This window comes from Acinetobacter sp. 1542444 (assembly GCF_000581835.1).
Classification (GTDB): Bacteria; Pseudomonadota; Gammaproteobacteria; order Pseudomonadales; family Moraxellaceae; genus Acinetobacter; species Acinetobacter pittii.
In genome coordinates this window covers 191,009-216,052 of record NZ_JEYA01000005.1, presented here as the reverse complement: position 1 = coordinate 216,052, position 25,044 = coordinate 191,009, and the positions used below count along the sequence as shown (strand labels likewise).

At 39.7% G+C, this 25,044-nt stretch carries 26 protein-coding genes and 1 pseudogene; 20 read left to right on the top strand and 7 right to left on the bottom strand.

Going from position 1 to position 25,044, the window contains the following annotated elements; all coding sequences use genetic code 11:
- The first annotated feature begins 81 nt into the window (after positions 1–81).
- The 6 genes from J580_RS18340 to rdgB all read left to right on the top strand — a co-directional run bounded on the left by J580_RS18340 (position 82) and on the right by rdgB (position 6,142).
- Positions 82–765, top strand: coding sequence for a Fe2+-dependent dioxygenase (locus J580_RS18340; RefSeq protein WP_032005171.1), 684 nt, complete (start codon positions 82–84; stop codon positions 763–765).
- Positions 766–1,223: 458 nt separating this feature from the next.
- A complete protein-coding gene (gene leuA / locus J580_RS18335; RefSeq protein WP_032005170.1) occupies positions 1,224–2,921 on the top strand; it encodes a 2-isopropylmalate synthase in 1,698 nt (565 codons plus the stop codon).
- Between the two features lie 82 nt (positions 2,922–3,003).
- A complete protein-coding gene (metX, locus tag J580_RS18330) occupies positions 3,004–4,164 on the top strand; it encodes a homoserine O-succinyltransferase MetX (RefSeq protein WP_032005169.1) in 1,161 nt (386 codons plus the stop codon).
- A complete protein-coding gene (gene metW, locus J580_RS18325; RefSeq protein WP_001217230.1) occupies positions 4,164–4,757 on the top strand; it encodes a methionine biosynthesis protein MetW in 594 nt (197 codons plus the stop codon). Before metX ends, metW begins: the two co-directional genes overlap by 1 nt.
- On the top strand, positions 4,754–5,341 hold the full coding sequence (locus tag J580_RS18320; protein ID WP_005804213.1) for a tetratricopeptide repeat protein: 588 nt from the start codon (positions 4,754–4,756) through the stop codon (positions 5,339–5,341). Before metW ends, J580_RS18320 begins: the two co-directional genes overlap by 4 nt.
- 174 nt (positions 5,342–5,515) lie before the next feature.
- Positions 5,516–6,142: an RdgB/HAM1 family non-canonical purine NTP pyrophosphatase gene (gene rdgB, locus J580_RS18315; protein WP_032005168.1), complete on the top strand. Its 627-nt coding sequence runs from the start codon at positions 5,516–5,518 to the stop codon at positions 6,140–6,142.
- A gap of 192 nt (positions 6,143–6,334) precedes the next feature.
- Here the strand turns inward: rdgB and J580_RS18310 are convergent, their stop codons facing one another.
- Entirely contained in the window at positions 6,335–7,210 is an 876-nt protein-coding gene (locus tag J580_RS18310) for an AEC family transporter (RefSeq protein ID WP_032005167.1), read from the bottom strand.
- A 252-nt stretch (positions 7,211–7,462) separates the two neighbouring features.
- Here J580_RS18310 and J580_RS18305 point away from each other — a divergent pair, with 252 nt between their 5' ends.
- The 5 genes from J580_RS18305 (at position 7,463) to J580_RS18290 (ending at position 13,424) form a co-directional block, all read left to right on the top strand.
- Entirely contained in the window at positions 7,463–7,681 is a 219-nt protein-coding gene (locus J580_RS18305; protein WP_002114991.1) for a Sec-independent protein translocase subunit TatA, read from the top strand.
- Positions 7,682–7,693: 12 nt separating this feature from the next.
- Positions 7,694–8,131: a Sec-independent protein translocase protein TatB gene (tatB, locus tag J580_RS18300; protein WP_002114889.1), complete on the top strand. Its 438-nt coding sequence runs from the start codon at positions 7,694–7,696 to the stop codon at positions 8,129–8,131.
- Positions 8,128–8,898, top strand: a complete 771-nt coding sequence (gene tatC, locus J580_RS0104415) for a twin-arginine translocase subunit TatC (protein WP_002114673.1) — start codon at positions 8,128–8,130, stop codon at positions 8,896–8,898. Before tatB ends, tatC begins: the two co-directional genes overlap by 4 nt.
- Before the next feature lie 175 nt (positions 8,899–9,073).
- Positions 9,074–11,026: a PhoX family protein gene (locus tag J580_RS18295; RefSeq protein ID WP_032005166.1), complete on the top strand. Its 1,953-nt coding sequence runs from the start codon at positions 9,074–9,076 to the stop codon at positions 11,024–11,026.
- Between the two features lie 205 nt (positions 11,027–11,231).
- Complete coding sequence (locus J580_RS18290; protein WP_032005165.1) at positions 11,232–13,424, top strand: PhoX family protein; 2,193 nt, start codon at positions 11,232–11,234, stop codon at positions 13,422–13,424.
- A gap of 47 nt (positions 13,425–13,471) precedes the next feature.
- Here the strand turns inward: J580_RS18290 and J580_RS18285 are convergent, their stop codons facing one another.
- Complete coding sequence (locus J580_RS18285; protein ID WP_032005164.1) at positions 13,472–14,251, bottom strand: NRDE family protein; 780 nt, start codon at positions 14,249–14,251, stop codon at positions 13,472–13,474.
- Positions 14,252–14,344: 93 nt separating this feature from the next.
- Between J580_RS18285 and lgt the strand changes: the two genes are divergently transcribed.
- The 7 genes and pseudogenes from lgt (at position 14,345) to msrA (ending at position 19,188) form a co-directional block, all read left to right on the top strand.
- Complete coding sequence (gene lgt, locus J580_RS18280) at positions 14,345–15,163, top strand: prolipoprotein diacylglyceryl transferase (protein WP_005066098.1); 819 nt, start codon at positions 14,345–14,347, stop codon at positions 15,161–15,163.
- A gap of 80 nt (positions 15,164–15,243) precedes the next feature.
- Complete coding sequence (locus tag J580_RS18275) at positions 15,244–15,603, top strand: hypothetical protein (protein ID WP_002115133.1); 360 nt, start codon at positions 15,244–15,246, stop codon at positions 15,601–15,603.
- Positions 15,604–15,612: 9 nt separating this feature from the next.
- A pseudogene (locus J580_RS18270) lies at positions 15,613–16,078 on the top strand (hypothetical protein).
- A gap of 18 nt (positions 16,079–16,096) precedes the next feature.
- Positions 16,097–16,939 (top strand): thymidylate synthase, encoded by an 843-nt coding sequence (thyA, locus tag J580_RS18265; protein ID WP_032005162.1) that lies wholly within the window; start codon positions 16,097–16,099, stop codon positions 16,937–16,939.
- 44 nt (positions 16,940–16,983) lie between these two features.
- Positions 16,984–17,493 (top strand): dihydrofolate reductase, encoded by a 510-nt coding sequence (locus tag J580_RS18260; RefSeq protein WP_032005161.1) that lies wholly within the window; start codon positions 16,984–16,986, stop codon positions 17,491–17,493.
- 14 nt (positions 17,494–17,507) lie between these two features.
- Entirely contained in the window at positions 17,508–18,563 is a 1,056-nt protein-coding gene (locus tag J580_RS18255; protein WP_032005160.1) for a DUF4105 domain-containing protein, read from the top strand.
- A 100-nt stretch (positions 18,564–18,663) separates the two neighbouring features.
- A complete protein-coding gene (msrA, locus tag J580_RS18250) occupies positions 18,664–19,188 on the top strand; it encodes a peptide-methionine (S)-S-oxide reductase MsrA (RefSeq protein WP_032005159.1) in 525 nt (174 codons plus the stop codon).
- 57 nt (positions 19,189–19,245) lie between these two features.
- Here msrA and J580_RS18245 read toward each other — a convergent pair whose 3' ends face one another.
- From J580_RS18245 to J580_RS18225, 5 genes are all read right to left on the bottom strand, one after another.
- Entirely contained in the window at positions 19,246–19,650 is a 405-nt protein-coding gene (locus tag J580_RS18245) for an ExbD/TolR family protein (protein ID WP_000885432.1), read from the bottom strand.
- Positions 19,650–20,270, bottom strand: coding sequence for a MotA/TolQ/ExbB proton channel family protein (locus J580_RS18240; RefSeq protein ID WP_032005158.1), 621 nt, complete (start codon positions 20,268–20,270; stop codon positions 19,650–19,652). Before J580_RS18240 ends, J580_RS18245 begins: the two co-directional genes overlap by 1 nt.
- A 43-nt stretch (positions 20,271–20,313) precedes the next feature.
- A complete protein-coding gene (locus J580_RS18235; RefSeq protein WP_002114938.1) occupies positions 20,314–21,063 on the bottom strand; it encodes an energy transducer TonB in 750 nt (249 codons plus the stop codon).
- Between the two features lie 380 nt (positions 21,064–21,443).
- Positions 21,444–22,307, bottom strand: coding sequence for a formyltetrahydrofolate deformylase (gene purU, locus J580_RS18230; RefSeq protein ID WP_032005157.1), 864 nt, complete (start codon positions 22,305–22,307; stop codon positions 21,444–21,446).
- A gap of 74 nt (positions 22,308–22,381) precedes the next feature.
- The gene (locus J580_RS18225) at positions 22,382–23,074 is read right to left on the bottom strand and encodes a TetR/AcrR family transcriptional regulator (protein ID WP_002114968.1); all 693 of its coding nucleotides are present in this window, start codon (positions 23,072–23,074) and stop codon (positions 22,382–22,384) included.
- Positions 23,075–23,186: 112 nt separating this feature from the next.
- Here J580_RS18225 and J580_RS18220 point away from each other — a divergent pair, with 112 nt between their 5' ends.
- Entirely contained in the window at positions 23,187–24,635 is a 1,449-nt protein-coding gene (locus J580_RS18220) for a coniferyl aldehyde dehydrogenase (protein ID WP_002115149.1), read from the top strand.
- Positions 24,636–24,802: 167 nt separating this feature from the next.
- On the top strand, positions 24,803–25,039 hold the full coding sequence (gene rpmB / locus J580_RS18215) for a 50S ribosomal protein L28 (RefSeq protein WP_000048256.1): 237 nt from the start codon (positions 24,803–24,805) through the stop codon (positions 25,037–25,039).
- The last annotated feature ends 5 nt before the right edge of the window (positions 25,040–25,044 follow it).

Sequence of the window (25,044 nt, the reverse complement as noted above, 5' to 3'; positions counted from 1 at the left end):
ATTTTTATGGATTCTGATATAAAATAGCCTCTATTGTTAGAGGCTATTTATTTTCTACTATTATTATTCGTAGGTATCACCGTGATCCATCATATTCCCAATGTTTTGAGTAAAGAACAGGTCCAATATTTTCGTAATGAAATGGATAAAATTGAATGGGTCAATGGTAAAGTAACCGCGGGTACACTCTCTGCAACGGTAAAACGCAATCAGCAATTACCTGAAGACCACCCTCTTACTCACCATCTCAGCAATATTATTCTTGAGGCGTTAGGCAAACACCCATTGTTTTTATCTGCTGCAATTCCACTTGATATCATCCCTCCTCTTTTTAATCGTTATGAAAATGAGGAGTCTTTTGGTTTTCATGTAGATAACTCTATCCGGCGCATACGTGGTACGAACGAGCGGCTTAGAACAGATTTGTCATGTACTTTATTTTTAAGCGAACCCGAAGAATATGAAGGTGGTGATCTGGTCGTAGAAGACACTTACGGTTTTCACGAAGTCAAACTCCCTGCAGGAGATATGATTTTATATCCATCTACCAGTTTACATGAAGTGACTGCGATTACTTCTGGCTGTCGTATTGCTTCTTTTTTCTGGGTGCAAAGCATGGTACGCGATGATGCCGAAAGACATATGCTTTTTAATTTAGATCAAACTGTACAAAACCTGAGAATGCAGCTAGGTGATAATCATAGTGAAGTAATGAGACTGACCAACCTTTACCACAATTTAATGCGTAAGTGGGCAGAACTGTAACTATATTTATTTTTGCCTTTTTAAGCCAAGATAATCTTTTTTACCTTAATAAGGCAAAAATATGAAAATTATTTCCCACAAAAAACAAAACAGCGCAAAATTAGAAAATTATTTTCTAAACAACTTAACTAAAATTATGATAAGAATTTTGCACAAGGTGTAATCATTGTTTAGATGTGATATATCTAAATAACAAGATTACCTGCAAACCACCAAACTTATTATTTCACGGTCTAGAGATGAAAACGAATTACTTGTTTGCCCAGCCTACTCAAGCAAGACATCATCTGCAACTCCTGATGCTGCGCCAAGCGCGCGTATAAAAATTTTGTCTGCTTTTTAAAGCAGCACTTTGAAATTCCCTTTAATTTTTCTGAATTAGATACCATATATTAAGTAGAGACGTTGCCTTTTAAATATATCCAGAGCAACCGCGCTACGAGACAAGGAGTTTTCTCATGATGTTGGCTGACCCTAGCAAAAAATACCGCCGTATGTACCAGCGTGTGGATTTACCAGATCGCCAATGGCCAAATAACGAAATTACAAAAGCGCCAATCTGGATGAGTACGGATTTACGTGACGGTAACCAAGCAATTTTTGAACCAATGAACATGGAACAAAAATTCAAAATGTTCAAAATGCTTGTAAAAATCGGTTTTAAACATATTGAAATCGGTTTCCCTTCTGCGTCTCAGATTGACTTCGATTTTACTCGCATGTTGATTGAAGAAAATCATATTCCTGATGACGTATACATTGAGGTTTTGGTTCAAGCACGTGACCATTTAATTGAACGTACTTTTGAATCTTTGGCAGGTGCTAAACGCGCAATTGTGCATATTTATAACTCTAACTCTCCCACCTTCCGTCAAAAGGTGTTGAATGTAGATGTTAATGGTGCAAAACAATTAGCAATTAATGCTGCTCAAAAAGTTAAAGAGTATGCTGCACAGTATCCTCAAACTGACTGGATTTTTCAGTACAGCCCAGAATGCTTCTCTGCAACTGAATTAGAAGTGGCTAAAGATGTCTGTGATGCCGTCACAGAAATCTGGGATGCACGTCCTGACCATAAAGTGATTTTAAACTTACCTGCGACTGTAGAAGTTTCTACACCAAATGTTTATGCAGACCAAATTGAATGGATGCATCGTAATTTGGCACGTCGTGATGGTGTGATCATTTCTGTTCACTGTCACAATGACCGTGGCTGTGGTATTGCTGCATCAGAACTTGCCATTATGGCAGGGGCTGACCGTGTTGAAGGCTGTGTGTTCGGTAATGGTGAACGTACAGGTAACGTTGACGTTGCAGCTATTGCATTGAACATGTATACCCAAGGTGTAGCACCAGAGTTAGATTTTTCTAATATTAATGAAGTGATTGCAACGGTTGAAGAATGTACTGGTTTACCTGTACACCCTCGTCATCCATATGCAGGTGATTTGGTATTTACTGCATTCTCTGGTTCACATCAAGATGCGATTAAAAAAGGCTTCGAGTACCAGAAAAACGAAGAAATCTGGGATATGCCTTACTTACCAATCGACCCGAAAGATTTGGGCCGTGACTACGATGCTGTAATTCGTGTAAATAGTCAGTCTGGTAAAGGTGGTATCGCTTATTTATTAGAATCGAACTACAACGTTGTATTACCACGTCGTTTGCAAATCGAATTCAGTCAGGTTGTTCAACAATATGCTGATGAGAACGGTACAGAAATTAACGCTAAAGAAATCTGGACCTTATTTAAAGACGCGTATGTTGATGTGAAGAACCACCATTACACAGTCAAACACTACAAGTTATCTGACATTAATGGTACTCAAATTATCGAACTTGATATTGATGTCGAAGGTGAAACACAACAACTTCGTGGTGAAGGTAATGGACCGATTTCTGCATTCTTAAATGCTCTTCAATTACCAATTGACGTATTGAACTATGAAGAACGTAGTATTAGTTCAGGTGCAAATGCGAAAGCCTTAACTTTAATTGAACTTCAAGTAAAAGGTACAGGTAAAGGTTCGTTTGGTGCTGGTGTTCATGACAATACAGTCACCTCATCCATTGAAGCAATTATTGCGTGTACCAACCGTTTGATTGATCAAGGTGTTTTAAGTACAGATCAGGTTGTTGCCGCCGCTGTTTAATTAAAAAAAGACTTTGGAAAGGATACCTAGCTTGGTATCCTTTCTTTTTATTCCTGAAAGATTTAAAAGGCGAAATGTTCCCGTGTCTTTTCCAGCTGATTCAGTGGGGTTAGTCACTCCGCAAAAGTTCCAATTTGAAGAACCATTACACCTTGAATGTGATCGTGTTTTGCCACGTTTTGAACTAATGGTCGAAACTTACGGCACTTTAAATGCTGATAAATCAAATGCAATTTTAATCTGTCATGCTCTTTCCGGACATCATCATGCAGCGGGTTATCACCACGAAGATGATAAAAAAGCTGGATGGTGGGATAGTTGTATTGGCCCGGGTAAGGCAATCGATACAAATAAGTTTTTTGTAGTTTCGCTAAATAATATTGGTGGTTGTAATGGCTCAACTGGCCCGACCTCACCAAATCCTGAAAATGATAACCGTCCTTATGGACCTGATTTTCCATTAGTAACGGTACGTGACTGGGTTAAAACTCAGGCCATGCTTTCTGACCGTTTGGGTGTAGATGTCTGGTATGCAGTGGTTGGTGGATCATTAGGAGGCATGCAAGCACTACAATGGTCCGTAGACTACCCTGACCGCCTACAAAAATGTGTGATTATTGCCAGTGCACCAAAGCTTTCAGCACAGAATATTGCATTTAATGAGGTTGCTCGTCAGTCAATCTTGTCTGATCCAGACTTCCATCATGGCCGTTATTTAGAAAATGATAGTTACCCGAAACGCGGACTAATTCTGGCTCGCATGGTCGGTCATATCACCTATCTTTCAGAAGAAGCCATGAAACAAAAATTTGGCCGTGATTTAAAATCTGGCAAATTTATGTACGGTTTTGATGTCGAGTTTCAGGTCGAAAGCTATCTACGTTATCAAGGTGAACAGTTCAGCCGTAACTTTGATGCCAATACCTATCTCATCATGACTAAAGCTTTAGATTATTTTGACCCATCTCGTGAGTACGGTCATTCTTTAACTGAAGCGATGGGTAAAACTAAATGCCAGTTCTTGATTGTCTCGTTCACAACTGACTGGCGTTTTGCACCAAGCCGCTCACAAGAAATTGTAGATGCACTTATTACCAATCATAAGCCAGTAAGTTATCTCGACATTGATGCTGAACAAGGCCATGACTCGTTCTTATTCCCGATTCCACTGTATGTCAAAACCATGCGCGCTTTCTTAGGCGGTGAAGGACACTTAAAATCGACATCACTGGAGGCAAGCTAATGCGTATTGATCAACAACTGGCAGAAAAGTGGATTAAACCCGGCTCAAGCGTACTCGACTTAGGGTGTGGTGACGGTGAATTACTCGCTCATATGAGCCAAAAGCATCAAATTCGTGCTTATGGCTTAGAAATTGATCAAGAAAAGATTGCAATTGCCGTCAGTCGCGGGTTAAATATTATTCAACAAGATTTGAATCTCGGCTTAAGCCGCTTTGCAGACCAGTCCTTCGACTATGTGGTTATGGCACAAGCTTTGCAAGCCGTAGATGCACCCGATGTTTTATTAAGAGACATGGTGCGTGTGGGTAAGCAGGCAATTATTACTTTTCCAAACTTTGCACATTGGAAGACTCGCTCTTTTCTTGCATTAAAAGGAATGATGCCTGTATCGGATGCTCTACCATATATGTGGTATAACACCCCCAACATTCATTTATGTACATTTAAAGATTTCGAAGCACTATGTGCTGAAAATCAGATACAAATTATTAATCGACTCGCCGTCAATGGAAATCAGCAGGGAAGCCTGTTAAGCAAACATGTTCCTAATTTGTTTGGTGAAGTCGCTATTTATCGAGTGAGTGCACTATGAAAAAGACATTATTTAGCACACTATTTGCAGGACTGCTAAGTATGCAGGCTCATGCAGATTATATCGCCCAGCCACAATCGGTTGCGAGTCAGGCTGCACGTTTCTCAACAATGGGGATTAACGATCTTCAGAAAGCAGCAAAAGCTGGTCAAGCAGGCGCACAGTTTTATCTTGGTACACACTATCAATATGGTAAAGATGTAGCAAAAGATGACAAACAGGCTTTCGCATGGTTTAAAGCAGCAGCGGATCAAGGTTTATCGCCAGCACAATTAAACGTAGGCCGCATGTATGCCGATGGTATTGGTGTTAAAAAAGATGAGTCTATGGCTCGTAAATACTTTGAAAAAGCAGCAAGCAATGGTGATAACCGTGCAAGCTATAACCTTGCTATGATGGAAGAGCAAAAGAAAAACTACGTTGGTGCTTACCAGTGGTATGAGCTTTCAACTCGTGATGGCATGCTCGACAATAAAGTGATTAGCCTATCTGAAGGTAAGAAAACTGCTCTAGCAGCGAACTTAACTCAAGAACAAATCCGTACAGCACGTGACCGTGCGGACAAATGGATTCAAGCACAATAATAACGGTTCATCCGTAAAAAACCTTACTCGACTAAAGCCACCTTGTATGCTCTACAAGGTGGCTTTAGTTTAGGTTGTCCCATTTTATATTCTATTTATTTCCCCCTATATCCCCTCTTAAAAAACACGTAACATAACTCACGTTCGATATTAGCTATAAAGTTTGGTTTTATTATGTCTACCCCACATTGGTTTGATCAGGGCAGTTTAGTTCTTGCCAGCAATAACAAAGGTAAAGTCGCAGAGTTTGAAAAACTTTTTGAACAGCTTAAGTTACCAGTAGAAATTATTCCTCAAGGTCGCCTTAATATTCCTGATGCAATTGAAGATGGCTTAAGCTTTATTGAAAATGCCATTATTAAAGCTCGTCATGCCTCTAAAATTTCAGGTAAACCTGCTATGGCTGACGACTCTGGTATTTGTGTTCCTGTCTTAGGCGGTGCGCCTGGCATTTATTCAGCACGCTATGCTGGAGAACATGGTGACGATGCAGCGAACAATGCCAAATTATTAAATGACCTTTTACCATTTCGTAAAAATGGTGAAGTGATTGAAGGTATGTTTGTGTGCGTACTTGCTTTAGTCACTCACGCTGAAGATCCGTTACCACAAATTTTCCAAGGCATCTGGCACGGCGAAATTTTAGAAGCTGCACGTGGTGAAAATGGCTTTGGTTATGACCCGCTGTTCTGGTTGCCTGAGCTACAAGTTTCTAGCGCTGAACTTTCTAAAGAAGACAAGAATAAGATTAGTCATCGTGGGCAAGCGATGCAGTTATTTAAAGAGAGCTTACAGAAGTAAGCTGATCACATGTCCACAATATGCAGCGTTAGAATATATTAAACTTTGTATAGGCAGACCTTACTTTTCAAAGATGAAAAGTAAGCAAAAATCTTCTGTTAGACTGATGGTACGTTCATGTACCACAGTCTAACTGGCGGCATCCATGCCGCCTTCGCACAAGCAGATGTAGGGGAAAAATTTTTAAATTAATTATAGTGGGAAATGCAAAAATACCGCATAAATCGCAATAAAAATACAACTCACAATCGTCCCTGAGGCAATGTAAGCCGCCGATCTTCCGGTCCCTTGATAATGTGTTTCTAGCGCTACAATATTGGCTGCTGGCGGCAGACAGAACATTAAAAACATCACTCCAATTTGCTGACTGATATTTGGAATGGGTAAAAATCTATAAGTTAAGCCACAAAGAATAAACCCGCACACTACTTTAAATGCTTGAGCTTTTGTACTGTAAATTAAGTCTTTTAAATGCACTCGGGTACGGCGTAGCCACATTCCCAGCACACACATACCAGCAAAAGTCATGACAAACTTGGCAACTTCATATACCCAATGTATAGCAGGATGCTCGATATGTTGAACACCTAACGACCTAAGTAAAAGTGCACAGAATATTGAAATACACGGTGGAGAAGTTAAAACCTTTTTTAATATGTTGAGCTTACTTTGTGGTGCAGTGGTGACTGCAGTAACAGCCCATGCATTTCCAAAAAGAGACATACCAATATATAAAGCCACAATAGGAGCCGTAGCATCAGGGCCAAATAAAGCCATGGCAAAGGGAAAGCCAAGCCACCCCATGTTGGTATAACTCACGCAAAGCGCTAATAATCTGTCTTTAAATAGAGCTAAATAGGCAAAGAAAATAAGAAATGCTGAACCGAAGCTAAACAGCATCAAACTCAAACTACCTGGCTGATAAAATACCATGTTGTAAATAATCACAATCGGAATTAGTAAGCGGGCAAGCCAAGCTGAAAGAACAGGTTTTAACGTTTCTGAAAGAGAAGTCTGAGCAAGTAAAAGTCCAGTGATAAATGCCAATATTGGCAATAATAACGCCACATTCTCTCCATTTGCTCATCAAAACCAGCTTGCTATGCTACACCTTTTCAAAATGAAATGTACTCTCCATTTCAAGTAATTTAAGTGACTCTTTTCAAACTATGTATAAATAAAAAAACAAGATATTCAGTTTATAAAATGAACTTTTTAGGTTTTGACAGTCATTCATTGTCTTAAAAATGACATATAAATGTCACATTCCTGTCATGGCAACCTGTTGATATAAAGCAAACTGAAAAGAGGTATAAGATCATGGCCGGTTTATCTATTTGGCATGTCGTTATTTTTGCAATTGTCGTTATTTTATTATTCGGTACGTCTAAATTAAAAAATATCGGTAAAGACGTAGGCGGTGCAGTAAAAGACTTTAAAAAATCAGTTCGTGAAGAAGATGAGACCACTGCTCTTAATACTCCACGAACAATTGATGCCCAAGTCAAAACACCTGACAGCACATCAGTAAAAAGCTAAAGGTTTTCGACCATGCTTGATGTAGGAATGACAGAGCTACTCTGTTTTGCAATTATTGCAATTTTAGTTTTAGGTCCAGATAAACTACCAGAAGCTGCACGCTTTGCTGGTCGTTGGTATGTTCGCCTAAAACGTTATATTACCAATTTGCAAAATGAGATTGATCAAGAGTTGCGTCTTTCTGAGTTTCGAAAAGAAATGCAAGAAGAACTCAACCGCATTGAAGCACTAGAACGTAAAGTACAACAACAGCTTGAAGAAATTCAAAAGCAGAATATTTCTGAAAATATAGATAAGGCTGAGGCAACCAAATCAGTGCCCCAACCTATTCGGATATGTCTTCCTATATCAGGCCATTATAAAGTGCCATACATTAGAAAATTTATGCCTTTAGCATCATCAACTGATATTTCAGAGACATCACCTGTTAAATTGAAGATTGCCGTATGAACCAACTGCCTTCAACCACTGTAAATAATCAGGAAAATTTAGACCAAATGCCAATCATGAGCCATTTGGTCGTTTTACGACGTCATTTATTTAGGATTGTCGGAGTAACCTTATTTTTATTTTTTTGCTTATTACCATTTAGAAATAATACTTACCAATTACTATCCGAACCTTTGAGGCTGCAACTTCCAACCTCCTCGTCAATGATTGCAACCGATGTCACTGCAACATTCATGGCGCCTTTTAAACTCAATTTATTTGTCGCACTTGTGCTGGCAATGCCATTTATTCTGTATGAAATCTGGTCATTTGTTCGTCCAGCGCTGTATCAAAAAGAACGTCATTTAGCACTACCATTACTCATCGGTAGTATTGTCTTGTTTTATGCGGGTGTTGCTTTTGCATATTACATTACTCTTCCGGCAATTTTACATTTCTTTATTAGTGTATCGCCTGAAACTGTTGCACCGATGACGGATATTAATAGCTACCTAAGCTTCTGCTTAAAGTTATTTTTAGTATTTGGACTGACTTTTGAAATTCCAATCGCTACGCTTCTCCTTATTTTAATCGGTGTGGTAAATACAAAAAGCCTTGCTGAAAAAAGACGTTTTATTATTGTTGGATGTTTTTTTGTAGCGATGTTTATTACACCGCCAGATGCAATTTCAATGGTGATGTTAGCAATTCCAATGTGGTTGCTTTTTGAGCTCGGCCTGCTCTTTGGTAAAATTCTTGAGAAAAGAAAAAACCATTCTGCTGAATAAAATGATTTCTAAGAAAAAGCCTGAGCCTACAAGTTCAGGCTTTTTTATGTAGAGCACTTTTTAATCTACAAAGCAATAAACTGTCTTCAAAGTGACTTAAAAATGTAAGAAAAGTGTCATTTTCAGTCCATAGAATCAACTCAACAAATATACCCACAAAATTTACGGATTTCTTATGACAACTGCTTCTACTCAACCAACGCGTCGCGAAATTTTAAAATGGTTTTCGGGGATTCCTTTTCTACCATTAGGAGCGATGGCTACGGCAGCAACATTAGCAGGTTGTAATGATAGTGATGACAGCTCAGTAGTCACTCCAACGCCACAACCAAGCAAATTTAAAAATGCAAAATTCACAGCAATGCCAGCGCCAACAACTGCAGCTGATCGTGCAACAACTGTAGTGAATTCTAAATTAAAAATTGATTGGGAAAATTCAACCAGTACTGAATACCAACTCGCTTATAAACCTTTCTTTAAAACTGGTGATAGCGTACCAAAACTTGGTGGTGGGACAATTATCGCGGGTGGTTATTTTGATGTTAACGGCAATCCAATTATGGATAAGTCAGTTGCTGGTAAAGAACGTCAATTCTTTTCAGACTGTCCAGATGGTTCATCTCTAATTCAATTAGAAGGTGCGAAAGTTGATGGTGTAGCAAATCCTGTGTTCCATGTTGTTCAATTTGAATACAACTCTAAAGACCAAGCAGGTGGTGATACTTACGGTCAATTACCTTCACCAATCGCAATTTTGACTTTAGATCAAGACCAGAAAACAGGTCACCTAGAACTTAAAAAATACTTCAACGTTGATACTGCACCAGTACACGGTTTATGGATTACTTGCGGTGCTAGCCTATCACCTTGGAACACTCACTTATCAAGTGAAGAATACGAGCCAGATGCATTCAATCAAGGTATTGGCGGTACAGATCCAAAATATCTTGGTAAATACTTCTTTGGTGATGAAACTAAAGCAAACCCATATAACTACGGTCATTTGCCAGAAGTAACAGTTAACCTTGATGGTACAGGTAGCATTAAAAAACACTATTGTTTAGGTCGTATTTCTCACGAACTTATCCATGTTATGCCAGACAACCGTACAGCACTTATGGGAGATGACTACACCAACGGTGGCTTCTTCATGTTCGTTGCAGATAAAGAAAAAGATTTATCGGCAGGGACACTATATGTTGCTAAATACATCAATACTCTAACTGAAACCTCAACTGCTAGCATTCAATGGATCAAACTTGGCCATGCGACTAGTAAAGAAATTGAGGATTTAGTTGCTGGTGGGATTAAGTCAACTGACATCATGGAAAGTTTAACAACCAATCCAAATGATGCGAGCTATACTGAAATCACTTTGGCAAAGAAACAGCTTTGGGTCAAACTTAAACCAGGCATGGAAAAAGCAGCAGCTTTCTTGGAAACACATCGTTATGCAGCACTAAAAGGTGCAAGTATGGCGTTCACCAAGATGGAAGGCACTAACGTAAATATTAAAGATAAAGTTGCTTACTCTGCTTTAGCTAATATTCAAGATTCAATGGTCATTGGCGGTAAAGGTTATGTCGCTGGACATAATGTCGCGTTCTCTAAAAAGATTACTGCTGGTGGCGTGCTTGCACACAAGTTAGGTAATAGCTTTACAGACAATGAAGGCAGCGCAATTAATAGTGAGTGGGTTCCTCTTTACTCATATATGCTGCTCATGGGTGAAGATCTTGCTGCGAAAGATAGTCTAGGTAATACAGCGAACCCAGACAAAATTGCTAGCCCAGACAATCTGAAGTTCTCTGAAACTTTACGCACATTATTCATTGGTGAAGACTCAGGTAACCACGTGAACAACTTCTTGTGGGCATACAATGTAGATACCAAAGAATTAACACGTTTACTTTCTACACCGGCAGGTGCAGAGTCAACAGGTTTACATGCGGTAGATTCAATCAACGGTTGGACTTACATCATGAGCAACTTCCAACATCCAGGCGACAGTAGTAGTGTACCTGAGGATGTTAAGGCCTTAATTAACCAAAATTACAACAATGGTTATAGTGCTAACGTCGGCTATATTACAGCAGACCCAATTGCCCCTTCAGTCACAACTAAATAATTTTTCATAACTTCTCTAAATATTAAAGCTGGCTAAGGTCAGCTTTAATATTTTTACATTCAACTTTTACTTTTTATGAAAATTAAATGAAAAATTACAGAACTTTTCATTAACTTATCATCAAAACGTCAACGCCTCGTCACATTCACAAACTAAGCTCATGAAGAATTTTAGAACAATCTCTTTATTTACTTAGGAATTTCCCATGACAGAGCTGACGCCATATCATGAAGACCAAGAATTGGACAACAATACTTCTGACAATATCCACTTTCGTGACATTTTAGAACAACACATCAGTCGCCGTAGTTTAATTACTAAAGCAGCAAGTGGTGCTGTAGCGTTAACTTTAGCCTCTACATTAACAGGCTGTAATGATAGCGATGATGATTCAGGTTCTAACAACGGTGGAACCACACCTGTAGACCCAAATAAAAAACCAGAAAAATTAACTTTTACCGCAGTTGCGAAAAACCATAATGATATTGTGACTGTACCTGAAGGTTATGAAGCGAATGTCATTTATGCATTGGGTGATTCAATCAACCCTAATTTTGGCGAATGGGACGATAATAATATTCCATCAGGCCCAAGCTTTCAGTTCCGTTCAGGCGACTGTCATGATGGTATGCATTATTTTGGTTTAAATACTTCAACAAACCGCTTTGACGAGAGTGCTTCAGCGCAAGGTTTGTTGGTCATGAATCATGAATATATTAATCAGACTTTCCTTCACCCAAAAGGCCCAACAAAAGTTGATGGACGCCGCCCTGAAGATGAGGTCATTCGTGAAACCAATGCGCATGGCGTTTCTATTGTTTACATCAAAAAAGATGCTGCAACTCAAAAAGTAACAATTGATAAAAATTCTATTTTTAACCGCCGTATTACAGCATCAACAGAAATGGATTTTGCAGGTGCTGCAGCTGGTTCTGGCTTGCTTGCAACTCGCTTCTCCCCGACTGCTCGGAAAACACGTGGTACCCATAATAACTGCGGTAACGGTTATACGCCTTGGGGCACATACTTAACCACTGAAGAAAACTTTATTGGTTACTTTGCTCGTAGTACGACTGATGACGCATTACGTACTCCAGAAGAAATTATTGCACTGAAACGCTATGGCTTAAAAGCAGGATCTGGCTCACGTTATGGCTGGGAAACAGCAATTGGTCAAGTAGAGTCACAAGACTTATATGACCGCTGGAATGCCGATGTAAAAGCTGCACAAGCTACCCAAGATTATCGTAACGGTCCAAATACATTCGGCTGGATGGTCGAGATTGATCCGTTTGATGTTCGCCTAAATCCGGTTAAACGTACCTCATTGGGACGTTTTGCACATGAAGATAGTGCTTGTCGTGCCGTAGCAGGTCAACCATTAGCATTTTATATGGGCGATGATTCTCGCGGTGAGTACATCTATAAATTCGTCTCTACCGCAGTGTGGGATGTCAAAGATGTAAATCGTGGTTATGCGGCTGGCGACAAATACATGAACGCAGGCAAATTGTATGTTGCTAAGTTTAATAACGATGGTTCAGGTCAATGGATTGAACTTGCTTATGGCAAAAATGGCTTAAATGAGAGCAACACGACCTACCCATTTAAATCTCAAGCTGACGTTGTCACATTTGCACGTTTAGCTGCCGATGCAGTCGGTGCTACAAAAATGGACCGCCCAGAATGGTGTACGGTCAACCCAGTAAACGGTGAAGTCTATGTGACCCTAACCAACAACTCAAATCGTGGTAAAGATTACTCGACCGATGCTGCAAACCCACGTAACTACACAGACCTCTACAACGGCACTAAAGAGCAAAAGGGTAACGTGAACGGTCATATCATCCGTTTTAAAGAAACTGATGACAAAACCACTGCTGAAACCTTCAAATGGGATATTTACCTATTTGGTGCAGAAGCATCTATGGCTTCAAACATCAACTTATCAGGTTTAACAGACAACAATGATTTGTCATCTCCAGATGGTATGTGGTTTGACCCACGTGGCGTACTTTGGATTCAAACAGATGATGGCGCATACACTGATGTCACTAACTGTATGATGCTTGCTGCGCTGCCAGGCCAGATTGGAGATGGTGCTCCTGCAACTACGTCAAATGGTCAGCAAACTTTAGTCGGTGCTAAAGTTACAGACTCAACTTTGCGCCGTTTCTTGGTGGGACCTAAGCAATGTGAGATTACAGGTATTGCGATGACACCTGACTACAAAGCAATTTTCATTAATGTTCAACATCCTGGTGAAGATTCTGCAAGTTACTCAACACCAGAAAGTAACTGGCCAGCAACCCAAAAAGATCCAAGCAACAAAACTGCGCGTCCACGCTCAGCAACTGTTGTGATTACCCGTAAAGATGGCGGTGTGATCGTGGGTTAATTCTTAGATGATTAAAAATGCCGGTCAATTGATCGGCATTTTTATTATCATCGATTTAAGAGAACCTGCTGCTGAACAATTTGGCCACTATGCTCACCTTGCTGAGTCTTTTCCAGCCAAAGCCATTCATTATTAGTCATCCTTAAAAAATTTGAACAACGTGTGCCATACACAGGACTTTGAATAAAAGTCGATGATAATAACTCTTCCATTTCTGGCTGAATGCCCGTATTGGGTAATAATGCCGTTGTGACCTTACGCTCATCTTCAAGAATATCCCATGCAGCATGTTGCAAAGTTAACTCTTCCGTCTGGTGCTGAAGCATAGGCAAAAACTCTTGCGTAAAACGTGTTCTTAAATGTCTGGTTTTTTCCCAATGTTCAGACATTAAACCATTTGAAACCACATAAACACCATTTGCTAATACTTGCGGGGCTTCACCACGGTTACTCATATAAACCGCTTGATCAGCATTTCCCATAAATAGGTTAAAGCCAGCAAAGTTCTGTTGCTGCTGTTCTAATTGTTGAGCAAATCGAATCGGCAATAAATCTGACTCTAAAAAAGCCTGAACTAAATGCCCCCGAGAAGTTTCATATGATTTTTGATCTCGTCCATCACGAAAATTGGTCAAGACAGCCCATCGGCCTTCAGGTGTAACGCCCATCCAAGTCCCACCCGACTGTAAATCTTGCCCAGCAATAATCGGTGTATGTTGCCACTGATGTAACAATGCTGTTGGTCGATGATAGAACTCATCCCGATTTGACATAAGACATAAGGGCATATCATCCAGAACATGCCATGCTAAAGCCACAATACACATCTTTTCTTATTCCCTATCTTTACACATTGAATGTACAACATTTTTCACATCATTCCGCTACAATCTGTCAAAACGTAAGATCAAGGAGCAGCAATGCTGACCTATCCTAATATCGATCCGGTCGCAATACATCTAGGACCTCTTCAAGTCCATTGGTATGGACTCATGTATTTATTGGCATTTTTATGTGCTTGGGGGCTTGCTTCCTACCGTGCCAAACAGCGTGATGGCTGGACATCAGAAATGGTTTCCGATCTGGTGTTTTACGGTGCTTTAGGTGTCGTTCTGGGCGGTCGTGTCGGCTATGTCCTTTTCTATGAGTTTGATAAATTCCTTGAAAATCCGATTTGGTTATTCCAAGTCTGGACAGGTGGTATGAGTTTCCACGGCGGCTTTTTAGGCGTCATGATTGCGATGTTATTTTGGTGTAAAAAATATCAAAAAACATGGTTCCAAACCCTCGACTTTATCGCCCCATGTGTACCGACTGGCTTAATGTTTGGTCGCTTTGGTAACTTCATTGGTGGAGAGTTATATGGTCGTGCAGTAACTGACCCAAATTATCCATTCGGTATGATCTTCCCAACTGATCCATTACAACTGGTACGCCATCCATCACAAATTTATCAAGCAATTTGTGAAGGCTTAATCCTATTTATTGTCTTGTGGTGGTTTAGTTCAAAACCACGTCCACGCATGGCGGTTTCTGCCCTATTTTTAATGGGCTATGGTGTTGCACGCTTCGTAATGGAATTCTTCCGTCAACCAGATGCCGACCAAGGTTTTATTTTGTTTGGCTGGATGACTAAAGGTCAGATCCTCACCGTTCCGATGCTACTGATAGGCCTTTGGATGATGTGGTATGCCTACCAAAAGAAAATTTATGACTGGGGCCCACAAAAGAACAGTTAATATGATAAATCAGAGGAGTTTCGGCTCCTCTTTTCTTTTTTATGCTACAGTTTTTACTCTCCTAAAAATGAAGATACGACATGCTGGAATTCTGGTTTAACACTCAAGTCCCGACATTTAAAAAATTAGTAATTTTAATTATTACACTGTTGATTTGTATTGGATTATATCAATACCAACCACTGCCTTTAGATACCATTCTAATGTTTACAGGAACTGGGGTTATTTTTTTAATCTGTCGCTATTTTAAATTGCATTTTGCTCAAAAAAATCCAACTGGCCTACTTTATCGCCTGCTGACTTGGATCCCTATCGCACTGTTATTTGCACTTATTTTTGTTAAAACAATGCCGAACTTGCTGATCTGGGGTGTGCAAGGAATCGCTTTTATGGCGCTTGCTGCTTTTATTTTTTCACCTCAATCACTTTTTAATAAATAGGCTCAATATATGTTGGCTTATTGGTACAGCGCACCACGTCACATCAAACTTATCTTCATTATTGTTGTTTGTGTTGCAGTTTATGCTGCTAATCAAGTTCAGGCCCTATCTCCTATTTATACAATACTCAGCCTTATTTTCGGGTTTGGTTTACATATTGGGCATTACTTGAATACCAAACTTTCAAACAACACATCAGGCAAATCGAGCTTGGGACTTTTAATCAAAATCTACCCTATTTTGATCATTATTATTTTGATGTATTTGCTCCCTGTTCAGCATAAATGGAGTCATCTCATACAAGCTTTAGGCTTTGTACTGATTGGCTTTTTTCTTGTCTCGATTTATCAAAATCGCGCTAAACGATTTTAATTACAAACTATTGCTCGCTTTCCTACCTGTCATTAAACCATGTTATTATCTTCCACGGTTTATTGATCCAGAAACCATCTCCCCTTCTATTTTATGGAATTAATCCGAACTCGAGAGTGTTATGCGTGCATATTTAGACCTACTACAACATATCCTTGATAATGGCGGTGACAAAGGCGACCGTACAGGCACAGGAACCCGTTCTGTATTTGGTCATCAAATGCGTTTTGATCTCTCTAAAGGTTTTCCTTTACTCACCACAAAAAAAGTTCATTTCCGCTCGATTGTGATTGAGTTACTTTGGTTTTTAAAAGGCGACACCAACGTCCAATACCTAAAAGACAATAAAGTTTCAATTTGGGATGAATGGGCAACCGCAGAACAAACAGCTCGTTTTGGCCGTCCAGAACATGAACTTGGACCAGTCTATGGTCATCAATGGCGTAATTTCGGCGCAACAAAAAATGCAGACGGTACTTATAATCAAGATGGTTTTGACCAGATTAAATGGTTAATTAACGAAATTAAGACCAATCCAAACTCGCGCCGTTTAATTATTTCTGGCTGGAACCCAAATGAAGCTGGACAAGTTGCCTTACCGCCTTGCCATACGCTCTTCCAATTTTTCGTACAAGACAACAAGTTGTCATGCCAGCTTTATCAACGTAGTGCTGACGTGTTCTTAGGCGTGCCTTTTAACATCGCGAGTTATGCTCTACTCACCCATATGATTGCTCAAGTGTGCGGTTTAGGTGTAGGTGATTTTGTCTGGACTGGTGGTGATACACATCTTTATGCCAACCATTTTGAACAAGCTAAACTTCAATTGACACGTGAGCCTTTACCGCTATGCCAATTGAAACTAAATCCAGAAATAACTGACTTATTTGATTTCAAATTTGAAGATATCGAGATTGTAGGTTACGAGTCACATCCGGCAATTAAAGCACCAGTTGCAGTATAACGACGGCTTAAATTTCATTAGATTACGGTTTAGAGAATAAGATTATGGCATGGCAAAATGTAGAAGTTGTCCACGTTGTGGCAATGGACAAAAACCACTGTATTGGTAAAGGCAATGCGTTGCCATGGCATATTTCTGCCGACTTAAAACACTTTAAGGAAATTACCCAAGGCGGTGTGGTCCTGATGGGCCGTAAAACACTTGAGTCTATGGGCCGTGCTCTACCAAACCGTGTGAACTGGGTAATTACCCGTGACATTAACTGGCAATTTGATGGCGTTAAAGTTGCGTATTCAATTGAAGATGCTTTAAACGCAGCTTTAGAAGATGTAAAAAATACCGAAAAACAAGCATTGTTCATCATTGGTGGCGGTGAGATATTTAAGCAAACCTTATCGATTGCAGACCGCCTTGAACTCACTCATGTTGACTTAGATGTGCAAGGTGATGCACATTATCCAACAATACCGAGTGAATTTCATAAAACTGCGAGTGAACAACAAGTTGATGAAAAATCAGGAACTTCATTCGAGTTTGCCACTTATAAAAAATAATTTTATGGATGCCTATGCACAATATCGGAACACGTGAATTTATTATTGCTCTACTTTTTGGGCTATTACATAGTTTATTCACGCTGTTTATTGTGTTCTCTAGTATTTGGGTATGCGTAGCACTCTGGGTTCAACAGCCTTTTGGCTGGTTAGGCAGCCGCATACTCATTGGCATCTGGATTGCTTTTGCACTCAGCATGGCTGGCTTATATGTTGAAGGCCATATTGTTAGCAGACGCACCGACATTCTGATCTATCTTCTTGCATTTGCTTGTTCACTAGTCTGGTATTTTTCGATTACTGCACGTCAAGATCGAGACTGGAACCCTGAAGTTGCCAATATACTGAGTTACGAAAAGCACGGCGATGTGATCACTTTGCACAATGTTCGTAACTTCAACTGGCATCCTGACGGAACCTATGATGTACGATGGGAAACCCGAACATTTGATCTTAAGCAGTTGAATGGCATAAACATCATTGCCTCTTACTGGATGGGACCACAAATTGCTCATACACTGGTAAGCTTCGAATTTAAGAATCAGCAACCTTTGGTCTTCTCAATCGAGATTCGCAAAGAAAAAACCGAAGAGTTTTCAGCAATTGGTGGCTTTTTTAGAAAATATGAACTGAGCTTAATTGCTTCTGATGAAAAAGATATCGTCTACACACGCAGCAACATCCGTAAAGAGCAGGTTTATAATTTTCCAGTCAATATGCCGCGTAGCGAACAAAAAGCGCTATTTTTAGAATATCTTAAGAAATCGGATGAGCTACGTGCAGAACCGAAGTGGTACAACACGCTTACGAGTAACTGTACAACTTTAATTTTCGATATGGTTCAAGCAATTAACCCATATCAGCTTCCTAAAGATTATCGTCTAATCGCTTCAGGTTACTTACCTAATTATTTATATGACCTTAAAGCGCTTAATCAAAATATCAGTTTAAAACAATGGTATCAAATTGCGCATATCAACCCAAGAACTGAAAATTTTGAACAGCTTTCAGATCAGAGTAGTCAACACTTCTCTCAAATCGTTCGACAAGGTTTACCTAAAGCTAAATGAAATAAGTAATGCACTTTTCTTTACTTTTTTATACATGCTTTACTTTGTATTTTAAATACATAAACCCTATTGTAATAGGCAGGAAATAGAGGGAAAAACAATGCAACAGGCATTATTTGGCGGCGGCTGTTTTTGGTGCGTCGAAGCTGTATTTTTACAAATACGCGGTGTAGAAAAAGTAACGAGTGGTTATGCAGGTGGACACACCACTAACCCTACCTACGAGCAAGTATGTCAAGGAGACACCCAGCACGCTGAGGTGATTTTAGTCGACTTTGATGAAGAGCAAGTAACTTACTCCCAGTTACTCGACGTGTTCTTTGCGACTCATGATCCAACGACTTTAAATCGCCAAGGTAATGATATTGGCACGCAATACCGCTCTGTTATTTACTATTATAATGAAGAGCAAAAGCAGGCAGCGGAACACACGATTCAGACTCTAAAAAATGACGATCTTGATATTGTGACTGAGCTGTCTCCTGTTCCGACATTCTATCCGGCAGAAGAATATCATCAGAATTACTATGCAAAGAATCCTTCACAAGGTTATTGCAACTTTGCGATTCCACCAAAGCTGCTCAAGCTATATAGTAAATTCCAGCATCTGATGAAAGGTCAATAAATCAGAGCAGTAAAAAAGCAACCAAATTGGTTGCTTTTTTACTGAGTAAACTAAATTTTAGTTTTCACTTACAAAGGCAATATCGCTCAGTCCGGCTTCACTGGCGCGAGACATTACCTGAGCAACAGTATCGTACTTCGACTCTTTATCAGCACGAAGTTGAACTGTTGGTTTAACATCGCCTTGACCTGCTTCTTGAAAACGTTTTTGAAGCTCATCTAGGCTAATTACTTGAGTATCCCAAGCCACTTCACCATTTGCATTGATACTAATCGTAATTGCTTTTGGTGGTGGATCAATAATTTCAGCAGTTGTTTTAGGAAGCGTTAATGGAATCGATGGGTTGGCAACTGTTGCTGTGACCAAAAAGATGATCATTAACACCAACATAATGTCGATTAGCGGAATGAGATTCATCTCATTCATGCCACTATCGTGGTCTTCACCCAATTGAAAAGCCATTAAGCTTGACCTCCAACGTAACTTTGCTGTGCAGTTTTAACATCAGACTTTACAGTTGAGTCTTGCTGCAACATCGTGTCAATTAACAAGCTGTGCGCTTGGTCTTGTAAGTCGTGAGCAAGACCACGGTTTGCACGTACACAAATGTTATAAGCCAATACCGCTGGAATCGCAACTGCAAGACCAAGACCTGTCATAATAAGTGCTTCACCTACTGGTGTAGCCACTTGAGCCAAACCTGCTTGTCCGCTTTTACCTACGGCAACAAGCGCATGGAAAATACCCCAAACAGTACCAAACAAACCTACGAATGGTGCAATTGAAGCAATCGTTCCTAAAACAGAAATACCTTTATCAGCATTGGCCTTTTCAGCAGAAATCTGACGAAGTAATGCCTGCTCTGCAACCGCTTTACGCTGTTCAAAACTCAAAGGTTGTAACTTTGCTTTTAACGAAGTGATAGCCTGAGAAAGTTGAGCATAAGCTTGTTGTTTTAGCTGGCGAGTCCCCATCAAACGTAAGATGAAAACTGTCCAGGTAGCAATCGACATTGCCAATAAGATGAAATACAGGGTCTTACTCACTGTATCTGCATGTTGCCAATAGATTGAAAAGTTCATATTGAACTCCTGATTAAGGTTAGCCGTTGGGACTCAAATTCATTTAAGGGGTTAAATCAAAGGGTTGCTCTGCTTTAATTGGATAAGCAACACCATTTTCCATATAAGGTTTAAATTTCGCACCGCGAACAGCACGTACAACTTTGTCATCTAGACTTGAAATACCACTACTTCTAGTCACTCGTACATTAATAATTTTGCCTTTTTCATCGGCTTCAATAAGTACCATGACAGAGCGTGCTTCGCCTTGTAAATCTTTTGAAGAAACTGTTAAACGTGGTGAACGGCTCCACTGTACACCCGAACCACCAATTGAAACGCGTTTCGGTGATGGATCTGGGGCAGGTTGAGCTTTAGGCGCTTCTTGTACCACTGGTTTTGGTTTTTCAATAACTTTTTCAGTAACTGTTGTCGTTACCACTTTGGTTTCAACTTTAGGTTCTGTCTTTACTGTTTCTTTTGGTGTTTCAGCTTTTTTCACCTGTTGAATTTTTTCCACTTTTTTAGGTGGTGTCACAGGTTTTTCAACAACTTTAACTTCTTTTACCTCTTTTTTAGGTTCCGGCTTTTTAGGCGGTTCCTTTGGCTTAGGAGGTAGTGGTTTTGGTTGCTCTTGAATTTTTACGAAACGTACCTGTAAAGGCTTCTTCTCGATTGGCTTTAATTCAGCAGGCTTAATATGGCTGACCGCCCATAAGACCCCGATATGACCAATTGCAACCGCAATTAGTGCCGTGATGACTTTCTTTTTCATCGGATTGGGAGAGTTTAAGGCTGCGGAAGATTGACTCATAAGAATCTAATTACCTAATGGATGATGATTTCAGATTTCTATTTGTAGAAACGATTTCAAACATCGGATAGAACAATAAAGTGCCACAATAATAAATGAGAAGTGTTTTCATTTGCAACTATTTTTTGAGAAAAACATTTGCTCAATATCACTAATTTGTATCAGTTGAGTGTCTTTGCTTTTGTTTTCTCATAGTTACATGAACGCGTATCTCTTGTTCACAAAGTGTTTAATCTAACTTATATAGTTAGGCTAATTTCACTATGAAGAGATTAAATCTTACCATAAACTCATTCAATATTGTTACGTTATATCATTTCAATAGTTTTTTTGATATAAAAAAACACGCATGAAGCGTGCTTTTTTTAAATAAGCGTTATTTAAAAAACAACTGTCTTGTTACCATCAACAATAATACGGTCTTCAAAATGCCTTTTTCCTGCGGGAGCCAATACATTACGCTCAACATCTTCACCTAGCTCACGTAATTGCTCAACATTATAGTCATGGCTTACACGCTCAACGTCTTGCTCAATAATTGGACCTTGGTCTAAATCAGCAGTCACATAGTGAGCTGTCGCACCAATCAACTTCACACCTTTTTCATAAGCTTGTTTATATGGGTTGGCACCCACGAAAGCTGGCAAGAAAGAATGGTGGATATTGATGATTTTCATTTCCCATTTCGCAACAAAATCTTCGCTTAAAATCTGCATGTAGCGTGCAAGAACTAATAAGTCATTGCCCTGCATCATTTCATCAATTTGTGCATAAGCTTCGGCTTTATTGTCTTTCGTTACTTTAATTACAGTAAATGGAATACCGAAGTTCTCAACAGATTCACGTAAATCTTCGTGGTTAGAAATCACATGTGTAATTTCACAAGGTAACGACCCACGTGCATGACGCCACAATAACTCAAGTAAAGCATGGTCGACTTTAGAAACTAAAATACCAACCTTCTTAATTTCGTTTACGAAAGCAAGACGCCATTGCATGCCATAACGCTCAGCAACGTTAGCAGCAAATGTTTGAATTAGTGCATCTTTACGTGACTGTAAATGATCAAGTTCAAACTCAACACGCATGAAATAACGTCCACCCTGAGCTTCCGTCGCATATTGGTCAAGCGCGGTAATGTTTGCACCTTGGTGGTACAAAAAGCTCGATACAGCCTGTACGATCCCAGGCTTGTCTTCACAAGTAATCAGTAAACGGGCTGTATTGGCAGTGGTCATATTCATTTGGTTAATATCACTTAATTGAGTCAAATTTTTAATAAGCCGAGTATTCTAGCGCTCTAAATAGGCAAGCACAACTATTCATCTTTTAACGACGACAAGCTGGCGAATAGATCAGAAGGCCCCAGTGAATCAAGCAACTGCTCGTAAGTTGCTCGGCTTTCCCCCATAAGATAAGGACCTTCAAGGAAAACCATTTGACGTAATGCCTGCCAAACCCATTTCTCTTCTAAGTGGTTATTGTCACTAATGTGACCAGACATATATAAAAAGTTTGTCCAGTTTGTTAATACAATCCATAAGTTAATAATGAGCGCTTCAATTTCAGATGGCGTCATTTTCATAAGGCCGGCATCGACAAAGGCTTGATAAATCTTTTGCCCCTGTTGCATGACCTGTCCAGCAAACCGTGGATAAATCTTTTTAAAGTCTTCGTTACTTTCAACTAAATGATAGACATCACGATGGATAAAACGGTAACTCCAGAGTTGACCACTTAATACTTGAAAATAGTTGATTTTGTCATTGGTCGTTAGTGGTCTGTCTTCAGGTAAAGAAAGCATTTCCAAAGTCTCAACCTGATATTGGTACATTAATTCTTTAATAATTTCATGCTTATTCCGGAAATGGTAATACAAGTTTCCAGGACTAATACCTAACTCCGCCGCAATATGATTGGTTGTAACCGACCGTTCACCTCGCTCGTTAAAAAGCTGCAAACTGATTTGTAAAATCCGGTCTTTTGTCTTCAGAGCTTTAGGTAGAGACATTTTAATAACCTTTAATAATTCACATGGTTAAGACTTAAACACATAAACCGACTTGACTATTTAGAGTATTTACTCTAAAAAATAAGTATATCAGTATATTTGGTAAGTACCGATGAACAGTCAAACAAAAACAAATCCAGAGACTCAGCTTCCTTATGATGTTAAGCATTTACATGATTTGCTTGAACAACAAAAGCTCGCTTATTTACGTCATCCGGTACCCACTGCTAAAGAGCGTATTGATCGTTTAGCTCGTCTTAAAAGAGTCTTGGTAAAATATCAAGATCAGATTGCCGAAGCAATTAACCTTGATTATGGCAATCGTGCAGTTATGGAAACAAAAATTGGTGAACTACTCACGAGTTTGGAACAAATCAAATATTACAGTAAACATCTGACTGCATGGATGAAACCATCAAAACGCCACATCAGTGTATTACATCAGCCAGCAAAAGGTTGGGTACAATATCAACCTATGGGTGTTATTGGTATTATTACACCATGGAATTACCCATTATTACTTTCAGTTGGACCTCTGATCTGTGCACTAGCTGCAGGCAACCATGCCATGATCAAAATTTCTAGCGCCTCACCAAACTTTGGCCGAGTCCTTGAAAGTGCATTAGCAGAAGCATTCCCACAAGAACTAGTTGCTGTGGTAAATGGTGGTGGCGTTATTTCAGATGCGTTTAGCCATTTGCCTTTCGACAAAATGATTTTCACAGGCTCAACTTCTGTTGGTAAAACAGTGATGGCAGCCGCAGCTCAAAACCTAGTTCCAGTAATTCTCGAGTTAGGCGGAAAATCTCCTGCCCTAGTACATGCATCAATGGACATGAAAGATGTTGCCCAGCGTATTGCTGTAGGTAAATTGTGGAATGCAGGACAAACTTGTGTTGCGCCAGATCATATTTTCTTACCACGCGGCAAAACTGCCGAGTTCATCGAAAACTTTAAATTGATTGTGGCTGGAATGTACCCTCATTTCCGAAACAACCAAGACTACACTTCTATTATTAATGATAAACAGTACAACCGCATTCAGGGTTATCTTGAAAATGCCCGTGATCAAGGTGCACGTATTGTTGAAATTAATCCGCAAAATGAAATCTTAGATGATGTCCGCAAAATTGCACCGACTTTAGTCACTGGCGTGACAACCGCAATGGATATTATGCAAAATGAAATCTTCGGGCCTATTCTACCGATTTTAGAATATGACCAAATAGAAGAAGTCATCGAATTCATTAATAGTCGTCCACGTCCTTTAGCGATGTATTATTTTGACTATGATCAGGCGCGTGCGGACTATATTGCACAGCACACCCATTCAGGGCATTTTGGAATTAACATGGTGATTACCCATGTTGCACAAGATGATTTACCGTTTGGCGGAATTGGCGCATCAGGTATGGGTAAATATCACGGACCAGAGGGCTTTTTTAGCCTTTCTCATGAGCGTTCGGTGATGTCAAATCCAAAACTTTATAGCCTTAAATACATTCTTCCACCGTTCAATAAGCCGATTCATCGTTTCATTTCGAAAACCTTGTTGCGCTAACTGATCAAGGCATGATCTGTTATACTAAATCATGCCTCGTTTTTACCAATTTCGCTTGTCTTTTAATCGTATTTTTGGTATAAAACGCCCCTTGAATGAATTCATCCGTTTACATTTAGTATGACTGGCCACAGATTTGCTGTTGGCTGAATCAATGGAGTTACACCATGTCTAAGGTTTGCCAAGTTACCGGCAAGCGTCCAGTCGTTGGTAACAACGTCTCACACGCCAACAACAAAACCAAGCGCCGGTTCGAGCCGAACCTGCACCACCACCGTTTCTGGTTAGAAAGCGAAAAACGTTTTGTACGTCTTCGTTTAACCACTAAAGGTATGCGTATTATTGACAAATTGGGTATCGAAAAGGTTGTTGCAGACCTTCGTGCTCAAGGTCAAAAGATCTAAGGAGT

Coding starts and splice junctions, on each gene's coding strand:
- lgt (WP_005066098.1), top strand. CDS start 14,345: ATGCTGACCTATCCTAATATCGATCCGGTCGCAATACATCTAGGACCT.
- tatB (WP_002114889.1), top strand. CDS start 7,694: ATGCTTGATGTAGGAATGACAGAGCTACTCTGTTTTGCAATTATTGCA.
- J580_RS18275 (WP_002115133.1), top strand. CDS start 15,244: ATGCTGGAATTCTGGTTTAACACTCAAGTCCCGACATTTAAAAAATTA.
- J580_RS18290 (WP_032005165.1), top strand. CDS start 11,232: ATGACAGAGCTGACGCCATATCATGAAGACCAAGAATTGGACAACAAT.
- J580_RS18225 (WP_002114968.1), bottom strand. CDS start 23,074: ATGTCTCTACCTAAAGCTCTGAAGACAAAAGACCGGATTTTACAAATC.
- msrA (WP_032005159.1), top strand. CDS start 18,664: ATGCAACAGGCATTATTTGGCGGCGGCTGTTTTTGGTGCGTCGAAGCT.
- J580_RS18305 (WP_002114991.1), top strand. CDS start 7,463: ATGGCCGGTTTATCTATTTGGCATGTCGTTATTTTTGCAATTGTCGTT.
- metW (WP_001217230.1), top strand. CDS start 4,164: ATGCGTATTGATCAACAACTGGCAGAAAAGTGGATTAAACCCGGCTCA.
- J580_RS18220 (WP_002115149.1), top strand. CDS start 23,187: ATGAACAGTCAAACAAAAACAAATCCAGAGACTCAGCTTCCTTATGAT.
- J580_RS18285 (WP_032005164.1), bottom strand. CDS start 14,251: ATGTGTATTGTGGCTTTAGCATGGCATGTTCTGGATGATATGCCCTTA.
- J580_RS18245 (WP_000885432.1), bottom strand. CDS start 19,650: ATGGCTTTTCAATTGGGTGAAGACCACGATAGTGGCATGAATGAGATG.
- rpmB (WP_000048256.1), top strand. CDS start 24,803: ATGTCTAAGGTTTGCCAAGTTACCGGCAAGCGTCCAGTCGTTGGTAAC.
- rdgB (WP_032005168.1), top strand. CDS start 5,516: ATGTCTACCCCACATTGGTTTGATCAGGGCAGTTTAGTTCTTGCCAGC.
- leuA (WP_032005170.1), top strand. CDS start 1,224: ATGATGTTGGCTGACCCTAGCAAAAAATACCGCCGTATGTACCAGCGT.
- J580_RS18295 (WP_032005166.1), top strand. CDS start 9,074: ATGACAACTGCTTCTACTCAACCAACGCGTCGCGAAATTTTAAAATGG.
- J580_RS18320 (WP_005804213.1), top strand. CDS start 4,754: ATGAAAAAGACATTATTTAGCACACTATTTGCAGGACTGCTAAGTATG.
- J580_RS18260 (WP_032005161.1), top strand. CDS start 16,984: ATGGCATGGCAAAATGTAGAAGTTGTCCACGTTGTGGCAATGGACAAA.
- purU (WP_032005157.1), bottom strand. CDS start 22,307: ATGAATATGACCACTGCCAATACAGCCCGTTTACTGATTACTTGTGAA.
- tatC (WP_002114673.1), top strand. CDS start 8,128: ATGAACCAACTGCCTTCAACCACTGTAAATAATCAGGAAAATTTAGAC.
- J580_RS18235 (WP_002114938.1), bottom strand. CDS start 21,063: ATGAGTCAATCTTCCGCAGCCTTAAACTCTCCCAATCCGATGAAAAAG.
- J580_RS18240 (WP_032005158.1), bottom strand. CDS start 20,270: ATGAACTTTTCAATCTATTGGCAACATGCAGATACAGTGAGTAAGACC.
- thyA (WP_032005162.1), top strand. CDS start 16,097: ATGCGTGCATATTTAGACCTACTACAACATATCCTTGATAATGGCGGT.
- J580_RS18255 (WP_032005160.1), top strand. CDS start 17,508: ATGCACAATATCGGAACACGTGAATTTATTATTGCTCTACTTTTTGGG.